This window comes from Jiella endophytica (genome assembly GCF_004519335.1).
In the GTDB taxonomy this organism is placed as follows: domain Bacteria; phylum Pseudomonadota; class Alphaproteobacteria; order Rhizobiales; family Rhizobiaceae; genus Jiella; species Jiella endophytica.
On record NZ_SOZD01000005.1, the window covers coordinates 399919 to 419948 of the forward strand.

Genomic DNA, 20030 nt, shown 5'->3' on the forward strand with positions numbered 1-20030 from the left:
TGCGGCCGAAGCTGGTGCGAGACTTGTAAGTAGTGGCGCATCGCAACGGTCATATGAATGAATGATTGCTGTTTGTGAATGAACGTATTGGATTACGGTTATCTAGTGTTGCAAAAGTGTTGTAGCCGACTCGTAGTGACGGTGCGACAAATTGCTCCGTCGACTGATAAACGGGGGATCCCAAAATGATTCGTGCAGTACTTCTGGCGTCCGCAGGCATGTTCGTTGTTGCGACGTCTTCCATGGCAGCCGATGTCATGTACGAAACCGCAGCACCGTCGGGCTATGACTGGAGTGGCTTCTACATCGGTATCAACGGCGGGTACGGCTGGGGCAACAGCGACACCAGCACGTCTGTCCCTACTGGCAGCAATATCAATGCTGTCGCATCGGCACTCGCCGTCGGAACCGGCGACGGAAGCTTCGACAGCGATGGCGGCCTCGCCGGCGTCCAGTTCGGCTACAACTACCAGAGCGGGCCTTACGTCGTCGGCGTCGAGGCGGATATCGACTGGTCGGGCATGGACGGCTCGCGTGACTCCGGCATCTTCTCGCTCGGCGGCTTCAACGCCCGCACGACGGACGATCTGGACATGAACGTGCTGGCCACCCTTCGCGGCCGCCTCGGCTACGCAGCAGACAGGCTGCTGATCTACGGTACGGGCGGCGTCGCCTGGTCGGACGCCGAGATCAGCCGCAATCTCGACTGGAGCTTCGCGGATGGTTGCCCGCCCGTCGGTGGCGGCCTTCAGCGTTGCCATGTCGGCAGCGAGGACTTCGACTTCGGCTACACGATCGGCGCCGGTCTGGAATATGCCTTCCTGGACAACCTCACGGCCAAGGTCGAATACCAGTACACCGACTTCGGCACCGAGAGCTTCCGGACGATCAACGCCAACATTCCGAACCAGCCGCTCGATCACGAGGTCGATCTCGACATGCACACGGTCCGGGTCGGCCTGAACTACAAGTTCAACTGATCAGGAATCCGCGTGGCGGTGACAGTCCGCGCGGCAGACAAAGCCGGCCCGGGTTTTTCCGGGCCGGCTTTTCACTTTGAGTGGGAGACGATGCTCGACGTCGTGCCGATTTTTTGCCGGCATGTGAAACGCAAGGATTTGGAAGCTACGCCACGAATACGCGATACGTTGTGTGTGGTCATCGACGAGGTGGCCAGCGGCGCGTGGCACTCCGTCGTCGCGGATTTCAGGGCTTTCAAGGCGACGCTCTAACGAAGGCCCTCCGGACGACGATCGACGGACCCTGCCGATCCTCAGATGTCAAGGTCGGAGACAAAAGCGGCGCGCTCCTGGATGAAGCGGAAGCGCGATTCCGGCTTGTTGCCCATCAGCGCGTCGACGGCGCCCGAGGTGCCGGCTTCCGGCGTCTCGTCGACGATGACGCGCAGAAGCGTGCGCTTCTTCGGGTCCATCGTCGTTTCCTTCAATTGGGCAGGGAGCATCTCGCCGAGGCCCTTGAAGCGCCCGACCTCGACCTTGCGACCCTTGAACTCGCGCTGGGTGATCTCCTCGCGGTGCCGATCGTCACGGGCATAGAAGGTCTTGCCGCCGCCGGACAGCTTGTAGAGCGGCGGCACGGCGAGGAAGAGATGGCCGCCGCGGATCAGCTCCGGCATCTCGCGATAGAAGAAGGTGATCAGCAGCGAGGCGATGTGGGCACCGTCGACATCGGCGTCGGTCATGATGATCACACGCTCGTAGCGCAGATCCTCCTGCCGGTATTTCGAACGGGTGCCGCAGCCGAGTGCCAAAGTCAGGTCGGCGAGCTGCTGGTTGGCGCCGAGCTTGTCCCGTCCGGCGCTCGCGACATTGAGGATCTTGCCTCTGAGCGGCAGGATGGCCTGGACCTTGCGGTCGCGGGCCTGCTTGGCCGAGCCGCCGGCGGAGTCGCCCTCGACGATGAAGATCTCCGCGCCGGCAGAGCCGGTCTGCGAGCAGTCTGCCAGCTTGCCGGGAAGCCGGAGCTTGCGGGTCGCCGACTTGCGGCTGACCTCCTTTTCCTGGCGGCGGCGCAGCCGCTCGTCGGCGCGCTCGACCACCCAGTCGATCAGACGCGCGGCGTCCTGCGGCGAAGAGGCAAGCCAGATGTCGAAACTGTCGCGCATCGACTGCTCGACGATGCGCTGTGCCTCGGCGGTGGCGAGACGGTCCTTGGTCTGGCCGACGAATTCCGGCTCGCGGATGAAAACCGACAACATCGCCGAGGCGGTCTGCATGATGTCGTCGCCGGTGATGATAGCGGCGCGCTTGTTACCGGAGACTTCCGCGAAAGCCTTGAGGCCGCGGAGCAAGACCGAGCGCAGCCCGGCCTCGTGGGTGCCGCCCTCCGGCGTCGGGATGGTGTTGCAGTAGGAACGGACGAAGCCGTCGTCGGCGGTCCAGCTCACCGCCCATTCGACGGCGCCGTGGCCGGAGATCTTCTCGGTGCGGCCGGCAAAGATCTGCGAGGTCACGCGGTGCTCGGTGCCGAGCGTCGTGTCGAGATAGTCCTTGAGGCCGCCGGGGAAGTGGAAGGTCTCGCGGGTCGGCACGCCGGAATCGGCGCCGATCAGCGAGGGATCGCAGGCCCAGCGGATCTCGACGCCGCCGAAGAGATAGGCCTTCGAACGGGCCATCGCCATCAGCCGCTCGGGACGGAAGCGGCAATTGGTGCCGAAAATCTCCGGGTCGGGGCGGAAGCGCACTTTGGTGCCGCGCCGGTTGTGGACCTCGCCGACCTCCTCAAGCCGCGAGGTGGCGAGACCCCGCGCATAGGTCTGGCGGTAGAGCTTGCGGTTGCGGGCGACCTCGACCTCGAGCTGCTCCGACAAGGCGTTCACCACGGAGACGCCGACGCCGTGGAGGCCGCCAGAGGTCTCGTAGACCTTGGAGTCGAACTTGCCGCCGGCATGCAGCGTCGTCATGATCACTTCGAGGGCGGAGCGGTCCTTGTATTTCGGATGCGGGTCGATCGGAATGCCGCGGCCGTTGTCGGAGACTGCGAGCGAGCCGTCGGCCTCGAGCGAGACCTCGATGAAATTGGCGTGGCCGGCCGTCGCCTCGTCCATCGAGTTGTCGATCACCTCGGCAAAGAGGTGATGGACGGCCTTCTCGTCGGTGCCGCCGATATACATGCCGGGCCGTCGCCGGACGGGCTCCAGCCCTTCCAGCACCTCGATGTCAGCGGCGGTATAGTCGGCGCCGGGGACGAATTCCTGGGCCGGCTGGCGGCGGGGCGCCGCCGGCTTTGGCGGAGAGGGCTTGCGAGCGGCGTTGCCCGAGAACAGGTCGTCGCTCATCGGCCGGGATTTCCTCGCTCGATCCAGGAAGTGTCATGCTGCGCCGCAATCATAGGGCCCTGCCTACACTTTCACGAAATGTTCTTCAAGGTGCGGGTTGGGCGGATTGCCGGTTTCGCGGCCGCTTGCGGCGTTTTCCACGGAAAAATCGGCGGCTGCGAAGGATTTTCGGAGCGGGCGCCCTATGCCCCGACGCGAGGGCGTCCGGCCCGTATCCCGGCACCGACGGTGGCGGACATGAAAAGGGCGCCCGTTGCCGGGCGCCCTTCGTCTCATTCCGCCGATGGCAGATCTCTCGATCAGACCGAGTAGTACATGTCGAACTCGATCGGATGCGGCGTCATTTCGTAGCGCAGCACCTCGGCCATCTTCAGGTCGATGAAGGCGTCGATCTGGTCGTCGTCGAAGACGCCGCCGGCCTTCAGGAAGTCGCGGTCGGCGTCGAGGCTCTCCATGGCTTCGCGCAGCGAGCGGCAGACGGTCGGGATCTCCTTCAGCTCCTCGGCCGGCAGGTCGTAGAGATCCTTGTCCATGGCGGCGCCCGGATGGATCTTGTTCTTGATGCCGTCGAGGCCGGCCATCAGCATGGCGGCGAAGGCGAGATAGGGGTTTGCCGTCGGATCGGGGAAGCGGACCTCGACGCGCTTCGACTTCGGCGACTGGCCGAAGGGGATGCGGCAGGAGGCCGAGCGGTTGCGGGCTGAATAGGCGAGCAGCACCGGAGCCTCGAAGCCCGGGACCAGGCGCTTGTAGGAGTTGGTCGAGGGATTGGTGAAGGCGTTGATCGCCTTGGCGTGCTTGATGATGCCGCCGATGTAGAACAGCGCGCTCTCCGACAGTCCGGCATATTCGTTGCCCGCGAAAGCAGGCTTGTCGCCCTTCCAGATCGACTGGTGGACGTGCATGCCCGAGCCGTTGTCACCATAGACCGGCTTCGGCATGAAGGTTGCCGTCTTACCGTAGGCGTTCGCCACCTGATGGATCACGTATTTGTAGATCTGCATCTTGTCGGCGTTGCGGGTGAGGGTGTCGAACTTGATGCCGAGCTCGTGCTGGGCGGCCGCCACCTCGTGGTGATGCTTCTCGACCGAGACGCCCATCTCGGCCATTACCGTCAGCATCTCCGAGCGCATGTCCTGGCAGCTGTCGACCGGCGGGACGGGGAAGTAGCCGCCCTTGGTGCGCGGCCGGTGGCCGAGATTGCCGGTCTCGTATTCGGTGTCGTCGTTGGACGGCAGCTCGGTCGAATCGAGCTTGAAACCGGTGTTGTACGGGTCGGCCTTGTAGCGAACGTCGTCGAAGACGAAGAACTCGGCCTCGGGGCCGAAATAGCAGCTGTCGCCGATGCCCGACTGGGAAAGATAGGCCTCGGCCTTGCGGGCGGTCGAGCGCGGGTCGCGGTTGTAGCCTTCGCCGGAGATCGGATCGAGGATGTCGCAGGTCACCGCCATCGTCGCCTGGGCGAAGAACGGATCCATATAGGCGGTCTCGGGATCCGGCATCAGCACCATGTCGGACTCGTTGATGGCCTTCCAGCCCTGGATCGACGAACCGTCGAACATCGAGCCTTCCGAGAACATGTCTTCATCGACGATGGAGGCATCCATCGTCACATGCTGCATCTTGCCCTTTGGATCGGTGAAGCGCAGGTCGACGAACTTGATGTCGTTGTCCTTGATCTGCTTCAGAATCTCGTTGGCACTCGTCATGGCCGTCCTTCCCGTTGCGTGTGTTTTGTCCGATCGTGTGCCGGATCGGCGCTTGGCTACCTGAAATCGGCGCGCCGATCCATCCTCGGTTCAGCCGGCTGCGGACGGCATTCTGCGATGTCCTTGATCCACAGGGCTTGATGGGCAGAAATCCGTCAGATCGCGTCGGTGCCGGATTCGCCGGTGCGGATGCGGATGGCCTCCTCGATCGGCGAGACGAAGATCTTGCCGTCGCCTATGCGGCCGGTCTGCGCCGCCTTGCGGATGGCCTCGACCGCCGCCTCGACCGTCTCGTCCGAGAGAACGATCTCGACCTTCACCTTGGGGAGGAAGTCGACGACATATTCGGCGCCGCGATAGAGCTCGGTATGTCCCTTCTGGCGGCCGAATCCCTTTGCCTCGGTCACGGTGATGCCCTGGAGGCCGACTTCCTGAAGCGCCTCTTTCACCTCATCCAGCTTGAACGGCTTGATGATCGCCTCGACCTTTTTCATCGACTGCCCTTTTTCAATCTTTATCGTTGCACCGGGCCTTCTGCCCGTCGGCGCCGACGATGCAGGTGTCATGCCAACAGGCCGGCTGTGCAGGCCAAACGGAAATAGCTTGATTCCGCAAGCCGGCAATGGAGCGATGACGCTACGGCGCCAAGGACCGAGATTTTTTTCCCGAGGCCGCCGGCCAGGCTCGTCGATCCATCGGCGCCGGATGGCCGATCGCGTTAGATTGCATAATTGATAGGCACAAAGATGAAGAAGTCGGCAGTTAGAATGGCGCAAAATCAGGCAATGGATGCTGCGCTACTCACCCTCGCCGAAATGGGTGAGGCAGACCGGCTGACGATCGCTGCGGGGACGCCGGGCATCGTTCTGATGGAGCGGGCGGCCGAGGCGATCGCCGAAACCGTCCTCGCGCGTTATCCTGGCGCCGAACGCGTCGCCTGCCTCGCCGGGCCGGGCAACAATGGCGGCGATGCCTATGCCGCAGCCGCGATCCTGCTGCGCGCCGGGCGCGAGGTGCGGCTGTTCCATCTGGTTCCTCCCGAGAAGCTGCAGGGCGACGCGGCGAATGCGGCGGCGGCCTATGACGGACCGGCCGAGCCCCTCGCGGCGTTCGATGCTCAGAGCTTCGACCTCGTCATCGACGGGCTCTTCGGGGCAGGGCTTGCCCGGCCGCTCGAGGGCGAAGTTGCGGAACTGGTCGAGCGGCTCAACGCGGCGGCAACGCCGGTCGTCGCGATCGACCTGCCGTCCGGCATCTCCGGGGCGAGCGGCGCGGTGCTCGGCACGGCGGTCGAAGCGGAGGCGACGGTGACGTTCTTCCGTCGGAAGCCCGGCCATCTCCTCGAACCCGGTCGGTCCCACTGCGGCGCTGTCGCCGTCAGCGACATCGGAGTCCTGTCGACGGCACTGGAGACGATCGCGCCCAAATGCTTCGAGAACCGGCCGGCGCTCTGGCGCCATCGTCTCGCTGTGCCAAGCGACGCCGGCCACAAATACGACCGCGGCCATGCCGTCGTGTTCTCCGGGCCGGCGAGCCGCACGGGCGCCGCGCGGCTGGCGGCGACGGCGGCGCTGCGGGCGGGCGCCGGGCTGGTGACGATGTTTTCTCCGGCCGGTGCGGTGCTGGTCAATGCCGCCCATCTGACCGCGGTCATGCTGAAGCGTTGCGAGGATACGGACGAACTCGCATCCCATCTCGGCGACACTCGGCTGAACGCCTTCGTCCTCGGGCCGGGTTTCGGCGCCGGCGAGACAGCCCGTGCCTATGCCGAGGCGGTGCTCGCGGCCGGGGGGCGGCTGGTGCTCGACGCCGACGGGATCTCCTCGTTCAAGGACGATCCCGAGGCGCTGTTCGCCGCTGCGAGGGCGGCATCGGAAGCGCGCGGAGATAGCGAGCCGGCGCTGGTGCTGACCCCCCATTCAGGCGAATTCAAGCGGCTGTTTCCCGATATCGCCTCGGCCGAGGGTCTCTCGAAGCTCGACCAGGCCCGGCTGGCCGCGGAGCGCGCCTGTGCCGTCGTGGTGTTGAAGGGACGCGACACGGTGATCGCGGCGCCGGACGGCCGCGCCGCGATCAATGCCACCGGCACGCCGTGGCTTGCCACCGCCGGTTCCGGCGACGTCCTGTCGGGCATCGTCGCGGCACAGCTCGCTCAGGGGACGCCCAGCTTCGAGGCGGCGGCGGCCGCCGTCTGGATGCATGGCAAAGCGGCCGAGGCCTTCGGGGCCGGCCTGATCGCCGAGGATCTCCCGGGCATGCTGCCGAAGGTCTTCGCCGGGTTGGAGGCCACCGGTCCGTAACCTCAGCGGGCGAGCGGCGTCTCGGCCCTCAGCCGCACGAGGCCGAGCACCGTGTCGATCGTCGGGGTCGCAATGCCGGTCAGCCGGCCGAGCTCCTGCACCGAGGCGACGAGCGCGTCGATCTCCATCGGCCGGCCGAGTTCGAGATCCTGCAGCATCGACGTCTTGTGCTCGCCGATCTCGGCGGCGCCTGCGATGCGCTTGTCGACGTCGATCGGGAAGCGGATGCCGAGGGCCTCGGCGATCGCTTCGGCCTCCTCCATCATCTCCCGGGCGACGGCGCGGGTGCCGTCATGGCCGCAGATCGCCGCCAGCGTCGCGCCGGTCAGCGCCGAGATCGGGTTGAAGGAGACGTTGCCCCAGAGCTTCACCCAGATCTCCGAGCGGATATGCGGCCGCACCGGCGCGCGGAAGCCGCCGGCGACCAGGAGCCGCGACAGCGCCTGCGAGCGTTCGGTCTTCTCGCCGGAAGGCTCGCCGAGCGGCAGCCGCTCGCCCTCGGTGTGACGGATCACGCCGGGCGCCTCGATGTCGGCGGCCGGATGGACGACGCAGCCGATGGCGCGCTCGGGGCCGATCGTGTCCCAGATCGCGCCGCCGGGATCGACGGCTTCGATGCGCCGGCCCTCATGCTCGCCGCCGCTCTTGTAGAAATACCACCAGGGCAGGCCGTTCTGGGCGGTGACGACCGCGGTCTCCTCGCCGAGCAGCGGCTTGAGCCCCGGCAGGATCGCCGGCACCGAGTGGGCCTTCAGCGCGATCAGTACGTAGTCCTGCGGGCCGAGCGTCGCCGGGTCGTCGGTGGCGCGGACCTTGACGGTGAATTCGCCCTCCGCGGTGCGCAGGGTCAGGCCCTTCTCCTGCATGGCCGCAAGATGCGGCCCGCGGGCGACGAGGCTGACCTCGGCATCGGTGCGTTCGGCAAGCCGCGCCCCGATCAGTCCACCGATCGCGCCGGCGCCATAGATGCAGATCTTCATGCTCCCCCCTCCTTGCCGAGGCCCAGCTTCTCGGCGAGGCCGATCCGCTGCAGCTTGCCGGTCGCGCCCTTCGGGATCTCGTCGAGAAAGACGAGACGCCGCGGCACCTTGAAATCGGCGAGATGCTCCGCCGCGAAATCGCGGAGCTCCCGCTCGTTCGCCTGCATGCCGTCGCGAAGCACGACCGCCGCGGCGACGTCCTCGCCGAGCTTGTCGTGGGGCATGGCGAAACAGACCACCTGCTGCACGGCCGGATGGTCCATCAGCACCTCGTCGACCTCGCGGGGCGAGATCTTCTCGCCGCCACGATTGATGATCTCCTTCAGCCGACCGGTCAGGAACAGGAAACCGTCCTCGTCGAGCCGGCCCTGGTCGCCGGTATGGAACCAGCCATGGGCGAAGGCCTCGGCGGTGGCCGCCTCGTTGTTCTCGTAGCCGGCGGTGACATTGGGGCCGCGGATGCAGACCTCGCCGATGGCGCCGGTCGGCAGGATCTCGCCGTCATCGGAAAGGATCGCCACCTCGGGGCCGGCGGAAGGGCCGACGCTGCCGGCCTTGCGGGCTCCGGGGGGCAGAAGGTTGCAGGTCATCTGGTGCGCCGCCTCGGTCATGCCGTAGGCCTCGATCACCGGGCAGTCGAAGGTCTCCTCCAGCTGGGTCATCACCTGCGGCGGCAGCGACGAGGAGGAGGAGCGGATGAAGCGCAGCTTCGCCCGCGCGACGCTGTCCTTGTTGCGCGGCGCCCTGGCGAGGATCGCCTGATGCATCGTCGGCACCGCCGTGTACCAGCTGGGGGCGGCGTCATCCATCCAGTGATAGACCTTCAGGCCGTTGAAGCCCGGGGTGCAGATGACCGAGGCGCCGGCCGAAAGCGAAGACAGCACCGCCGCGATCAGCCCGTGGATGTGGAAAAGCGGCATGATGTTGAGGCAGCGGTCTTCGGGCGTCAGCTCCAGCGAGGTGCGGATGTGACGCGCCGAGGCCTTGAGATTGCCGAGGGTGAGGGGCACGATCTTCGGCCGTGAGGTGGTGCCGGATGTGTGGAGGACGAGCGCTTCCTCATTTTCCGCGGAAAGTCCCGGCCGCGCTGCCGTCCCGCGCGCCTCGCCGCTCAGCGAAAAGGCACCGGCGGGGGCGACGGCATCGACGGAAAGCCGCAGCACCGGGATGCCGAGCTTCGCCGCGATACCCTCGGCCGCCTCGTGTCCGGCCTCATCGAGGACGATCGCCTTGGCCCTGAGGTCCGTCAGGTAGAATTCCATCTCCTCGGCCCGGTAGGCCGGGTTGAGCGGCGCCGCGACGGCGCCGGCGGCGATCGAGACGAAGGCCGCGGCCATTTCAGGGCCGTTGGGCAGCACGATCGCCACCCTGTCGCCCCGACCGATGCCGAAGCCGTTCAGCGCCGCGACGGTCTTGTCGACGAGGGCGGAAAGATCCCGATAGGTGAGGGCGGGCCGATCCGGTGCTCCGATCGCCGGATTGTCCGGTCGTCCCGCGCCAAGCAAATCGAGCATCAATCTTTCCCTCATCGTCGGCCAGGCGCCCGCCGCGGACCCACGCGCATGAAAATAGGCGGGAGCCGACGGTCCGCTACGTCAATCCAGTCGGTCCTTGCGCTCTTATCGCGAGGCCCGGGCGTTGTCGATGTCATGCCGGATAGGACAAACCCGCCGATGGTGGCCACCGGCGGGTTCGAACGTCTGCGATCGGGTCGCCCCGGATGAGCGATCGGGTCACCGAGGATGACCGATCGGGTCGCCGGCGAGGAGCGATCGGGTCGATCAGGCGGCCTGCGGCCGCGTCAGCATGTCGGCGATCCCGATCGGAAAGCGGCGGGCGCGAATTCCGGTGGCGTGCCAGACGGCATTGGCGATGGCCCCGACGGTGCCGGTGATGCCGATCTCGCCGACACCCTTGATGCCGAGCGGATTGACGTATGGATCGTCCTCGGGGACGAGGATCACGTCCATCTCCGGCACGTCGGCATTCACCGGCACATGGTACTCGGCGATGTTGGCATTCATGATCCGCCCCGACCGCCGGTCGTGGACCGCCTGTTCCTCGAGGGCGAAGCCGAGGCCCCAGATCATCCCGCCATAGAGCTGGCTCGATGCCAGCCTCGGGTTGATGATGCGGCCAGCCGCGAAGGCGCCGACCAGCCGGCTGACCTTGATCTGGCCGAGATCGGGATCGACCTTCACCTCGGCGAACACCGCGCCGTGGGAGAACATCGCCCGTTCCTCGGCGCTCGCCGGATCGCGGGCGCCCTGGCCGGCGCCGCCGATCTCCGAGAGGCCGGCTCGCGCGAGGATCTCGGCATAGCTTTCCGACCGTTCCGGATCGTCGGCGCGGTAGAGCCTGCCGTCGCGCGCCTCGACACCGACATTGCCGGCGCCGAAGAGCGGCGAGCGCTCGTCGCCCACCGCGAGTTCGGAGAGCTTGGCGATCGCATCGGTCCCGGCGGCGTGCAGCGCGCTGCCTGCCGTCGCGGTGTGGCCCGAGCCGCCGGCGATGCCACCGTCGGGCAGCCCCGAATGGCCGGAGTGGAACTCGACCATCGAGATGGCGAGGCCGAGGCCGTCCGCCGCGATCTGGTGCAGCGCCGTCCAGGCACCCTGGCCCATGTCGGCGCCGGCGGTCTCGACCAGCGCGGTGCCGTCGGCCCGCAGGGTGGCTTTCGCCTCGGCCTGGAACATCGGCGCATGAAACAGCGCCGTCCCCATGCCCCAGCCGACGAGACGCCCGGTCTCGTCGCGCATCTGCCCCGGCGCGAGCGGCCTGCCGGCCCAGCCGAAGCGCTTGGCACCGTCGGCGTAGCATTCGCGCAGCGCCTTGGCGGAGAACCGCTTGCCGGAGGCCGGATCGGTCTCGGCATAGTTGCGCAGCCGGAACTCCAGCGGATCGAGCCCGGCGGCGAAGGCCGCCTCGTCCATCGCCGATTCGAGCACCGCCGAGCCGGAGGCTTCGCCCGGCGCGCGCATCGGACCCGGCGTGCCGATGTCCCACCGCACCGCCTTGTGCCGCGCCAGCAGCGCCGGCGTCGCATAGGTGTTCAGCGAGGCGTTGGAGGCCGGCTCGAGGAACTCCTCGAAGCTCGACGTCGCCGACGTCGTCAGGTGATCGAGGGCGGTGAGCCGTCCCTCGTCGTCGATGCCGAGCCGCATCTCCTGCCGCGTCGCGCCGCGATGGCCGACCGGGCCGTACATCTGGTCCCGCCTGAGGGCGAGCTTGACCGGCCGCTGAAGCATTCTGGCAGCGAGGATGGCGAGGACCTGGCCGCCGAAGATGATCGCCTTCGACCCGAAGCCGCCGCCGAGGAAGGGGCTGCGGATCGTGACGTTCTCGGCCGGGATGCCGAACCATGCGGCGAAGGCGCCGGTCGACATCACGAGCGCCTGGTTCGGCGTGTCGAGGGTGACGCGGTCGCCATCCCATTCGGCGACGATGGCATGGGGCTCCATCGCGTTGTGATACTGCCCCGGCGTCTCGTAGCGGACCTCGACCCGCCGGGTGGCGGCTGCAAGCCCCGCCTCGACGTCGCCCTTGCCGACCTTCGCAGGGGCGCCGACGCCGACGGCCTCGGGCTCGTAGGTGTCGACGGCGTCGAAGCCGTGCCGAGCCGGTTCCTCCTCGTAGCGCGGCGAGAGCAGCCGCGCTCCCTCGGTGGCCGCCTCCAGCGTCTCGGCGACGACGAGGGCGATCGGCTGGCCGGCATAGCGGACCGTGTCGTCCTGCAGCACCTCGGTGCGGAAGGAGAAACGCGTCGGCTTCTCGTCCGGATCCATCGCCAGCGGCGGCCGATTTTCCGGCGTGATCACCGCAACGACGCCGGGATGCGCCTTCGCAGCCTCAACGTCGAGGAAGGTCACCCGGCCGCGCGAGACGGTGGCGCCGGCGGTCACGGCGTGGAGCAGCCGGTCGGGATGGTTGTCGGCGGCGAAGGTGGCGGCGCCCGTCACCTTCAGGACGCCGTCGCGGCGGGTCAAAGGCTGGCCGCTGTTGGAGCCGAAGCGGTTGCGCCCGCCCGGCATGGGGATCGCATCAGACATGACGCTAGACTCCTTTGTCGGAGACGTCGGGCGTGCCGCCGAGAAGATCGGCGAGCCCGATCGGAAAGCGCCGGACGCGGACGCCCGTCGCGTGCCAGATAGCATTGGCGATGGCGCCGACCGTGCCGGTGATGCCGATCTCGCCGACGCCCTTGACCCCGAGCGCGTTGACGTGGGGGTCGTCCTCATGGACGAGGATTGCCTCGAGAGACGGGACGTCGGCATTCACCGGCACCCTGTATTCGGCGAGGTTGGCATTCATAATCCGGCCGGTGCGCTTGTCGTGCACCGCTTCCTCGTGGAGGGCGAAGGAGAGACCCCAGATCATCCCGCCGTAATACTGGCTCTCGACCATCCGCGGATTGATGACCCGGCCGGCGGCAAAGGCGCCGACGAGCCGCGTCACCCGGATCTGGCCGAGATTCGGATCGACCGCCACCTCGGCGAAGACCGCGCCATGGGCGTCCATGGCGTAGCGCTCCTGCGCGGCCGGGTCGGCGGCGCTCTGGCCGCGGCCCTCGATCTCGGCAAGGCCGGCCCGCTTCAGGATGGCGGCATAGGGCTCGCCGCGGCTCTCGTCGTCCTGGCGAACCAGCCGGCCGTTCCTGGCGACGACACCGACATTGCCGGCGCCATAGAGCGGCGACGCCTCGTCATTCACGGCGAGTTCGGTGAGCCTGGCGATGACGTCCTCGCCGGCGCCATGCAGCGCCGTGCCCGCCGTCGCCGTGTGGCCGGAGCCGCCGGCGATGCCGGCATTCGGCAGGTCGGACGAGCCGGAACGGAACTCGACCTCGTCCATCGACAGGCCCAGGCCGTCGGCGGCGATCTGGTGCAGCGCCGTCCAGGCACCCTGGCCCATGTCATGGGCGCCGATCTCCATCAGCCCGCTGCCATCGGCCCGGATCACCGCCCGGGCCTCGGCCTGGAACATGATCGCCGGGAAGGTGGCGGTGCCGACACCCCAGCCGAGGAGCCGGCCTTCGCCGTCGCGCATCGAGCGCGGGGCTTGGGGGCGCTTCGACCAGCCGAACCGCGCGGCGCCCCGCTCGTAGCATTCGCGCAAAGCTTTCGAGGAGAAGGGCTTGCCGGAGATCGGCTCGACCTCGGCATAGTTGAGGAGCCGGAAGTCCAGCGGGTCCATTCCCGCTGCAAAGGCCGCCTCGTCGATGGCGCTCTCAAGCGCCGCCGAGCCTGGCGCCTCGCCCGGCGCCCGCATGAACATCGGCGTGCCGATGTCGATGCGCGAACCGGCGTGGGTGGTGCGGATGGCGGGCGCCGCATAGAGCGAATGGGTGACATTGGAGGCCGGCTCGAGAAAGTCGTCGAAGCGGCTCGTCGAGGTGAGCGTGTGATGCTCGATGGCGGCAAGCCGGCCGTCCTCGCCCATGCCGAGCTTCACCGTCTGCCGCGTCTGACCACGATGACCGACCGGGCCGTACATCTGCTGGCGGGTGAGGACGAGCTTGACCGGCGCGCCGACGAGCTTCGCCGCAAGGATGCCGAGCACCTGCGGTCCCGCCGCGAGGCCCTTGGAGCCGAAGCCACCGCCGAGGAACGGGCTGCGGATGTGGATCTTCTCGGGCGAGATGCCGAAGAGCTCCGCCGTGCGGCCGACCGCCATGGCAAGACCTTGGGTCGGCATGTCGATCGACAGGCTGTCGCCTTCCCATCGCACGACGATGGAATGCGGTTCCATGGCGTTGTGATATTGCGGCGGGGTGTCGTAGGTCGCCTCGATGTGCTTCGCCGCGCTGGCGAAAGCCGCGTCGAAGTCGCCGCTTGCGGCGCGGCCCGGCGCACCGGGCCCGACGATCTCGGCAACGAAGCTCTCGCCTTCGAGATCGACGCGCGCCGCCTCGGTTTCGTAGCTCGGCCGCAAGAGCGCCGCGCCCTCGACGGCGGCCTCGAGCGTCTTTGCGACGACCACCGCGATCGGCTGCCCGGCATAGCGCACGCCGTCGTTCTGCAGGGCATCGAGCCGGAAGGCGAAGGGATTGGTCTTCTCGTCCGGGTCGGTGGCGAGAGGCGGCCGGTTCTCCGGCGTCATCACCTCGACGACGCCGGGATGCGCCCGCGCAGCCTCGACGTCGAGGCGGGTGACCTTGCCGCGGGCGATCGTCGCCGTGGCGAGCACCGCATGCATGAGGCCCTCGGGGTTGTTGTCGGCCGCATAGGTGGCGCTGCCGGTGACTTTCAGGATCCCGTCGCGCCGGGTCATCGGCTGGCCGATGTTCGATCCCTGGCGCTGCCGCGATCCCGTCGGGAGCGAGGCGATATCAGACATTGACGACACCTTCCGGAAGGGGGGCGAAGGCCGAGGCGGGAAGCGCCGGCATGCGCTCCGGGGTGCCGGCCGCGGCCATCGCCAGAACGCGGGCGACGACGCGCTTGCCGAGCTCGATCTTGTAGGCGTTGTCGCCGGAGGGCTTCGCCTCGGCGAAGGCCGCTTCGGCGGCAGCCGCAAAGGCCTCCTTGCCCGGCGCCTTGCCGACGAGGGCGGCTTCCGCCTCGCTCGCCCGCCAGGGCTTCGGTGCGACGCCGCCGAGGGCGAGCCGCGCTTCGGTGATGGCACCGTTCTCGATCGTCAACGCCGCTGCCGCCGAGGCGAGGGCGAAGGCATAGGAGGTGCGCTCGCGGACCTTCAGATAGCGCTGGTTGGCGGCGAGCTTGGCCGCTTCCGCAGGCAGTCTGACGGCGACGATCATCTCGCCGGCCTCAAGCACCGTCTCCTTCTCGGGCGTGTCGCCGGGCAGGAGGAAGAACTCGGTGATCGGCACCTCGCGCCGGCCGGTCGTTCCCTCGATCTCGACGATCGCGCCGAGCGCCGTCAGCGCCACGCAGAAATCCGACGGGTGGACGGCGATGCAGTTTTCGCTCCAGCCGAGAACGGCGTGGGAGCGGTTCTCGCCGCCGATCGCGTCGCAGCCGGAGCCGGGCTGGCGCTTGTTGCAGGCGCTGGCGGTGTCGGTGAAGTACGGGCAGCGGGTGCGCTGCATCAGGTTGCCGCCCACCGTCGCGGCGTTGCGCAGCTGCGCAGAGGCACCCGAAAGGAGCGCCTCGGCCACCACCGGAAACCGCTTCGCGAAGTCGGTGTCATGGGCGAGGGCGGCGTTCTTCACCAGGGCACCGATCCGCGTCGATCCGTCCGGCAGGGTCTCGATGCTGCCGAGATCAGGCAGGTGGGTGAGGTCGACGAGCCGGGCCGGGGTGAGGGCGCCGCCCTTCATCAGGTCGAGGAGGTTGGTGCCGGCGCCGAGATAGGCCGAGTTCGGCTCGCCGGCGGCGGCGATGGCCTCGGCGACGGAGGCCGGGCGAACATATTCGAAGAGGTTCATGCCGCGTCCCTTTCCTTGCCGGCCGAAAGCTTGCCGCTCGCGTCGATCACCGCCTCGGTGATGCCCTTGTAGGCGCCGCAGCGGCAGATGTTGCCGCTCATCGCCTCGCGCACCCGCTCCGGATCGTCGCAGGCCTGGCCCTCGGCGATCAGACCGACGGCGCTCATGATCTGGCCCGGCGTGCAGAAGCCGCATTGGAAGCCGTCATGCTCGATGAAGGCCTGCTGCACCGGATGCAGCTTGTCGCCCTCGGCGAGGCCCTCGATGGTGGTGATCGCCGCGCCGTCGTAGCTGATCGCCAGAGCGAGACAGGAATTGATCCGCTCGCCGTCGACGAGGATCGTGCAGGCGCCGCACTGGCCGCGGTCGCAGCCCTTCTTGGCGCCGGTGAGGTGCAGACGCTCGCGCAGAAGGTCGAGCAGCGTCACGCGAGGATCGTCGAGAACGATTTCGCGTCGCTCCCCGTTGATCGTGAGTGTCAGGGAAAGGTTCATCGGGTTACCTTTCGAGGAATGGGAATGTCGGAACAGGCGATCGTCCAGCCGTCGCGTATCCTTCGGGACAGGGTGTCCAGGCGAGGTGCGAGGGTTTTCCTTGCGATCCGGAGCTGATTGAGGAAGACGATGGGATACGGAGGGGACCGCCTGCCCGCCATATTTATACGGAGGGCTCCTCCGCTTTCAAGAGTGGAAGGATTATAATTTCCGAGATGGAGAGAGAATTGACTACGGCAATCCGCCGCCCCCGCGCCGATTCGTTACGAAACCGTGAGAAGCTGCTCGCCGCGGCGGCCGCGGTGTTTCGCGAGACCGGCGGCCAGGGAACGCTGGAAGCCGTGGCTCGCACTGCCGGCGTCGGCATCGGAACGCTCTACCGGCACTTTCCCACTCGTGAGGCGCTGTTCGAGGCGGTCTATCGCCGCGAGATAGACCAGCTCGACGATTTGTCACGCGAACTCGCCGAGGATGACGATCCGGTTGCGGCGCTGCGCCGCTTCCTGCATGGGATGGTCGGCATGGTCGCGACGAAGAAGGGCATGGTCGCGGCTCTCGCCATCGCCATCGACGGTTCCTGCGACATCGCGGTCTATTCCTTCACGACGCTTTCTGCGGCCATGCAGCGGCTGCACGAGCCGGCAGTGGCGAGCGGCCGGCTGCGCCCCGACGTCTCCGCCGACGACATCCTGCAGACGGTGATCGGCATGTGCCTCGCCCGCCGCGAGGATCGTTGGGAGGGAGCGGTCACCCGGCTTGCGGACGTCTTTCTCGACGGGCTGCTGGTACCCGAGGCGCCGGCCATGGCGCTGCGGCGGGAAAGCGCGAGAGGCTGAGGCGGACGACCGCCGCAGCGTCGCAGGCCGCCGGACGCGTGGCCGGCGATGACTATGTCCTACCGGTCCATAACCCAGTTCAGCTGCCGGTGGACTCGCCGGGCGCCGCTTCGCCGTTTCCCGGCTCGCGGCCGAAATTCGGCTTGGCGGTGTCCTGTCCGGCCTCGATGACGTTGCGCCGGATCGCCCGGGTGCGGGTGAAGAGATCGAACAGCGTGTCGCCGTCGCCCCAGCGGATTGCTCGCTGCAGCGAGGCGAGATCCTCCGAGAAGCGCGCGAGCATCTCCAGCACCGCGTCGCGGTTGGTGAGGAACACGTCGCGCCACATGGTCGGATCGGAGGCGGCGATGCGGGTGAAGTCGCGAAAGCCAGAGGCAGAGAACTTCACCACTTCCGACTGGGTCACCGTCTCGAGGTCAGCGGCGGTCCCGACGATGTTGTAGGCGATGAGATGCGGGACGTGGGAGACGATGGCGAGGACCAGATCATGGTGCTCGGCGGTCATCGTCTCGACATTCGAGCCGCAGCCCCGCCAGAACGCTTCGACCTTTTCGATGGCCGCAGGGTCAGTGCCCTCGGGCGGCGTCAGGATGCACCAGCGGTTGCGGAAGAGTTCGAGAAAGCCGGATTCCGGGCCGGACTGTTCGGTGCCGGCGAGCGGATGGGCCGGCACGAAATCCACCCCTTCCGGCAGGTGCGGGCGCATCTGGTCGATCACCGCGCCCTTCACCGAGCCGACGTCGGAGACGATCGCGCCCTTTTTCAGATGTGGCGCGATCTCGCTCGTGATCGCTCCGCAGACGCCGACCGGCACGCAGAGGATGACGAAGTCGGCATCGGCGACGGCCTCCGTCGCTTCCAGATGATAGCTGTCGCCGAGCCCGAGCGCCTCGGCCTTTTCCAGCGTCTCGCGCCGCCGGGTGGTGACGGCGATATGCCGGGCAAGACCGTTCGCCCTGATGTTGAGGGCGAGGGAGGAGCCGATCAGGCCGATGCCGATCAGGGCGACGCGGTCGAAGAGCGGTTCCGTCATGGGGACGGGCTCTTCAGAAACTCGGCAAGTGCCGCGACGACGCCGCGATTGGCCTCTTCCGATCCGATCGACATCCGCAGCCCGTTCGGGAAGCCGTAGCCGGCGACGCGCCGCAGGATGTAGCCGCGGGCCGTGAGATAGGCGTCCGCCTCGGCGGCGCCCTTGCCGGGCTCGTCCGGGAAGTGGATGAGAATGAAGTTGCAGACGCTCGGCGTCACCGTCAGCCCGAGGGCCTCGATCTCGCGTGTCGTCCATTCGAGCCATTCGGCGTTGAAGCTCGCCGCTTCCTCGACGAAGGCGCGGTCACGGATCGCCGCGGCGCCCGCGGCGATCGCCGCGGCGTTGAGGTTGAACGGACCGCGCACCCGGTCGATCGCCTGGACGATCGCCTCGGGGCCGAACAGCCAGCCGATCCTCAGCCCGGCGAGACCGTAGATCTTCGAGAAAGTGCGGGTCATCACGACGTTTTCGGCCGAGGAGACGAGCTCGATGCCGGCGCCGTAGTCGTTGCGCCGGACATACTCGGCATAGGCCGCGTCGAGGACGAGGATGACGTTGCCCGGCAGCCCCGCCTGCAGCCGCCGGATCTCGTCGAAGGGAAGATAGGTGCCGGTCGGATTGTTCGGATTGGCGAGGAAGACCAGCTTCGTCTTCTCGGTGACGCGCGCGAGGATGGCGTCGACGTCGGCGGTGCGGTCCGTCTCGGGCGCGACCACTGGCGTCGCGCCGGCGGCCTTGATCTGGATCTCGTAGACGAGGAAGCCGTGCTCGGTGTGGATCGCCTCGTCGCCCGGCGCGAGATAGCACTGGCAAAGCAGCCCGAGGAGTTCATCAGAGCCGTTGCCGCAGAGGATGTTCGCCGTGTTGAGGCCGTGCACCTCGGCGATCGCCGCCTTCAGGTCGTTCGCCTGGCCGTCCGGATAGGAGGCGAGGTCGAACAGCGTCCGGCTCGCCGCCTCCAGAGCCGCAGGCGGAGGCCCGAGCGGCGTTTCGTTGGACGACAGCTTGTAGAGCTTGATCCCGTCCGGTGCGCGGCTCTTGCCGGGGACGTAGATCTCGATATCGAGCACGCCGTTCTTGGGCACGGGTTTCATCGTCGAAGAACCTTGATTGAGAGCCTGGCCGGCACGCTCAGGCGGCCGGGAACGCCAAGGGAGCCGCATAGCCGCCAATCCGGCGGATGTCGAGGCCGCCGCCGAGGCGGGCGGAGACTTCTTCCTCGGCAAGCGGCGCTGCGACAAGGGCGCTGGCGCCGGTGGCGGAGCTGACGGAGGCGAGGACGTCGATGCCGTCGCCCGGCGCAGGCAGGGGATTGGCGCCGGCGACCGCATAGCAGGCGATTTCCGGCGGCACCGGGTCCGACAGCGGCGGCGCGATGACGAGGCTCGGCGTTGCCGCGGGGCGAGCGTCGATCGCGTAGAAAGGCAGCCGTGCGACGACATGAGCATTGGAGAGCCGTTCCCACCAAGCCCCACCGTCGCCCTCGATGGCGACGACGCCGAGCCGGTCGTCGCCGCCGGTCTCGATCGCCTCGATCACCGCCGCCGCGGAATCGAGCAGGGTCAGCGGCACGGTGAAGCCGAAATAGAACCGCGCCGTGTCGATGATCGCGGCCGGGTCACCGGAGGCGAAGACGCCGAACGGCGCCTGCAGCGCGGTGAAGGTCGAGATGATCTCCCGCCACAGATGCTCGATCGCCGTCAGCGGCAGATGGCCGGAATGGCGCTCGGCAAGGCGATGCATCATGTCGGCCTCACGGCCCGGACGGAAGGCCGCGCCGTTTCTCGCCGTCCCCTTCACCGCGATCAGCTCGTCGATCACCACGGCGCGCTGCATCAGCAGGCGGTGCACCGACTCGTCGATCGCGTCGATCTTCGCCCGCAGCTCCACAAGCCGCGACGGATCGGACTTTCGAGGCTCGTTCATTGCCCCCTCCGGCCATTGTTGCGGGACGCTTCTAGACCCTCGCATGGCGCTTGGCAAAGCCGGGAGG

16 protein-coding genes are annotated in these 20030 nt (G+C 67.6%); 4 read left to right on the plus strand and 12 right to left on the minus strand.

Going from position 1 to position 20030, the window contains the following annotated elements; translation table 11 throughout:
• Window positions 1-242: 242 nt before the first annotated feature.
• Both E3C22_RS17875 and E3C22_RS17880 read left to right on the plus strand, forming a co-directional pair.
• Window positions 243-980, plus strand: coding sequence for an outer membrane protein (locus tag E3C22_RS17875; RefSeq protein WP_167591582.1), 738 nt, complete (start codon window positions 243-245; stop codon window positions 978-980).
• Window positions 981-992: 12 nt separating this feature from the next.
• Window positions 993-1232, plus strand: coding sequence for a hypothetical protein (locus tag E3C22_RS17880; protein WP_134759300.1), 240 nt, complete (start codon window positions 993-995; stop codon window positions 1230-1232).
• A 41-nt stretch (window positions 1233-1273) separates the two neighbouring features.
• Here E3C22_RS17880 and parE read toward each other — a convergent pair whose 3' ends face one another.
• The 3 genes from parE to E3C22_RS17895 all read right to left on the minus strand — a co-directional run bounded on the left by parE (window position 1274) and on the right by E3C22_RS17895 (window position 5501).
• Window positions 1274-3298: a DNA topoisomerase IV subunit B gene (gene parE / locus E3C22_RS17885; RefSeq protein ID WP_134759302.1), complete on the minus strand. Its 2025-nt coding sequence runs from the start codon at window positions 3296-3298 to the stop codon at window positions 1274-1276.
• 299 nt (window positions 3299-3597) lie between these two features.
• Complete coding sequence (glnA, locus tag E3C22_RS17890) at window positions 3598-5007, minus strand: type I glutamate--ammonia ligase (RefSeq protein ID WP_134759304.1); 1410 nt, start codon at window positions 5005-5007, stop codon at window positions 3598-3600.
• Window positions 5008-5162: 155 nt separating this feature from the next.
• Window positions 5163-5501 (minus strand): P-II family nitrogen regulator, encoded by a 339-nt coding sequence (locus E3C22_RS17895; RefSeq protein ID WP_134759306.1) that lies wholly within the window; start codon window positions 5499-5501, stop codon window positions 5163-5165.
• A 291-nt stretch (window positions 5502-5792) separates the two neighbouring features.
• Between E3C22_RS17895 and E3C22_RS17900 the strand changes: the two genes are divergently transcribed.
• Entirely contained in the window at window positions 5793-7307 is a 1515-nt protein-coding gene (locus E3C22_RS17900) for an NAD(P)H-hydrate dehydratase (protein WP_167591583.1), read from the plus strand.
• Between the two features lie 2 nt (window positions 7308-7309).
• On the opposite strand, the gene E3C22_RS17905 is transcribed toward E3C22_RS17900, so the two are convergent.
• The 6 genes from E3C22_RS17905 to E3C22_RS17930 all read right to left on the minus strand — a co-directional run bounded on the left by E3C22_RS17905 (window position 7310) and on the right by E3C22_RS17930 (window position 16168).
• Complete coding sequence (locus tag E3C22_RS17905) at window positions 7310-8287, minus strand: 2-dehydropantoate 2-reductase (protein ID WP_134759310.1); 978 nt, start codon at window positions 8285-8287, stop codon at window positions 7310-7312.
• Window positions 8284-9801 (minus strand): acyl--CoA ligase, encoded by a 1518-nt coding sequence (locus E3C22_RS17910; protein WP_245514696.1) that lies wholly within the window; start codon window positions 9799-9801, stop codon window positions 8284-8286. Before E3C22_RS17910 ends, E3C22_RS17905 begins: the two co-directional genes overlap by 4 nt.
• Before the next feature lie 267 nt (window positions 9802-10068).
• Window positions 10069-12336, minus strand: a complete 2268-nt coding sequence (locus tag E3C22_RS17915) for a xanthine dehydrogenase family protein molybdopterin-binding subunit (RefSeq protein WP_134759314.1) — start codon at window positions 12334-12336, stop codon at window positions 10069-10071.
• A 4-nt stretch (window positions 12337-12340) separates the two neighbouring features.
• Window positions 12341-14623, minus strand: coding sequence for a xanthine dehydrogenase family protein molybdopterin-binding subunit (locus E3C22_RS17920; RefSeq protein WP_134759316.1), 2283 nt, complete (start codon window positions 14621-14623; stop codon window positions 12341-12343).
• On the minus strand, window positions 14616-15674 hold the full coding sequence (locus E3C22_RS17925) for an FAD binding domain-containing protein (protein ID WP_134759318.1): 1059 nt from the start codon (window positions 15672-15674) through the stop codon (window positions 14616-14618). The genes E3C22_RS17920 and E3C22_RS17925 overlap by 8 nt, the downstream gene beginning before the upstream one ends.
• Complete coding sequence (locus tag E3C22_RS17930) at window positions 15671-16168, minus strand: (2Fe-2S)-binding protein (RefSeq protein WP_134759320.1); 498 nt, start codon at window positions 16166-16168, stop codon at window positions 15671-15673. The genes E3C22_RS17925 and E3C22_RS17930 overlap by 4 nt, the downstream gene beginning before the upstream one ends.
• 227 nt (window positions 16169-16395) lie before the next feature.
• On the opposite strand from E3C22_RS17930, the gene E3C22_RS17935 reads away from it, so the two are divergent.
• Entirely contained in the window at window positions 16396-17004 is a 609-nt protein-coding gene (locus E3C22_RS17935; protein ID WP_342635610.1) for a TetR/AcrR family transcriptional regulator, read from the plus strand.
• A gap of 79 nt (window positions 17005-17083) precedes the next feature.
• On the opposite strand, the gene E3C22_RS17940 is transcribed toward E3C22_RS17935, so the two are convergent.
• Genes E3C22_RS17940 through pheA form a run of 3 tightly spaced genes read right to left on the minus strand, consistent with a single transcriptional unit; the run spans window position 17084 to window position 19963 of the window.
• Window positions 17084-18037, minus strand: coding sequence for a prephenate/arogenate dehydrogenase family protein (locus E3C22_RS17940; RefSeq protein WP_134759324.1), 954 nt, complete (start codon window positions 18035-18037; stop codon window positions 17084-17086).
• Window positions 18034-19131, minus strand: coding sequence for a histidinol-phosphate transaminase (gene hisC, locus E3C22_RS17945; RefSeq protein ID WP_134759326.1), 1098 nt, complete (start codon window positions 19129-19131; stop codon window positions 18034-18036). Before hisC ends, E3C22_RS17940 begins: the two co-directional genes overlap by 4 nt.
• Before the next feature lie 37 nt (window positions 19132-19168).
• Window positions 19169-19963 carry a chorismate mutase gene (gene pheA / locus E3C22_RS17950; RefSeq protein WP_134759328.1) on the minus strand — a complete coding sequence of 265 codons (795 nt, stop codon included), beginning with the start codon at window positions 19961-19963 and terminating at the stop codon, window positions 19169-19171.
• Window positions 19964-20030 lie beyond the last annotated feature (67 nt).

Coding starts and splice junctions, on each gene's coding strand:
- E3C22_RS17875 (WP_167591582.1), top strand. CDS start 243: ATGGCAGCCGATGTCATGTACGAAACCGCAGCACCGTCGGGCTATGAC.
- parE (WP_134759302.1), bottom strand. CDS start 3,298: ATGAGCGACGACCTGTTCTCGGGCAACGCCGCTCGCAAGCCCTCTCCG.
- glnA (WP_134759304.1), bottom strand. CDS start 5,007: ATGACGAGTGCCAACGAGATTCTGAAGCAGATCAAGGACAACGACATC.
- E3C22_RS17895 (WP_134759306.1), bottom strand. CDS start 5,501: ATGAAAAAGGTCGAGGCGATCATCAAGCCGTTCAAGCTGGATGAGGTG.
- E3C22_RS17900 (WP_167591583.1), top strand. CDS start 5,793: ATGGATGCTGCGCTACTCACCCTCGCCGAAATGGGTGAGGCAGACCGG.
- E3C22_RS17905 (WP_134759310.1), bottom strand. CDS start 8,287: ATGAAGATCTGCATCTATGGCGCCGGCGCGATCGGTGGACTGATCGGG.
- E3C22_RS17910 (WP_245514696.1), bottom strand. CDS start 9,801: ATGCTCGATTTGCTTGGCGCGGGACGACCGGACAATCCGGCGATCGGA.
- E3C22_RS17915 (WP_134759314.1), bottom strand. CDS start 12,336: ATGTCTGATGCGATCCCCATGCCGGGCGGGCGCAACCGCTTCGGCTCC.
- E3C22_RS17920 (WP_134759316.1), bottom strand. CDS start 14,623: ATGTCTGATATCGCCTCGCTCCCGACGGGATCGCGGCAGCGCCAGGGA.
- E3C22_RS17925 (WP_134759318.1), bottom strand. CDS start 15,674: ATGAACCTCTTCGAATATGTTCGCCCGGCCTCCGTCGCCGAGGCCATC.
- E3C22_RS17930 (WP_134759320.1), bottom strand. CDS start 16,168: ATGAACCTTTCCCTGACACTCACGATCAACGGGGAGCGACGCGAAATC.
- E3C22_RS17940 (WP_134759324.1), bottom strand. CDS start 18,037: ATGACGGAACCGCTCTTCGACCGCGTCGCCCTGATCGGCATCGGCCTG.
- hisC (WP_134759326.1), bottom strand. CDS start 19,131: ATGAAACCCGTGCCCAAGAACGGCGTGCTCGATATCGAGATCTACGTC.
- pheA (WP_134759328.1), bottom strand. CDS start 19,963: ATGAACGAGCCTCGAAAGTCCGATCCGTCGCGGCTTGTGGAGCTGCGG.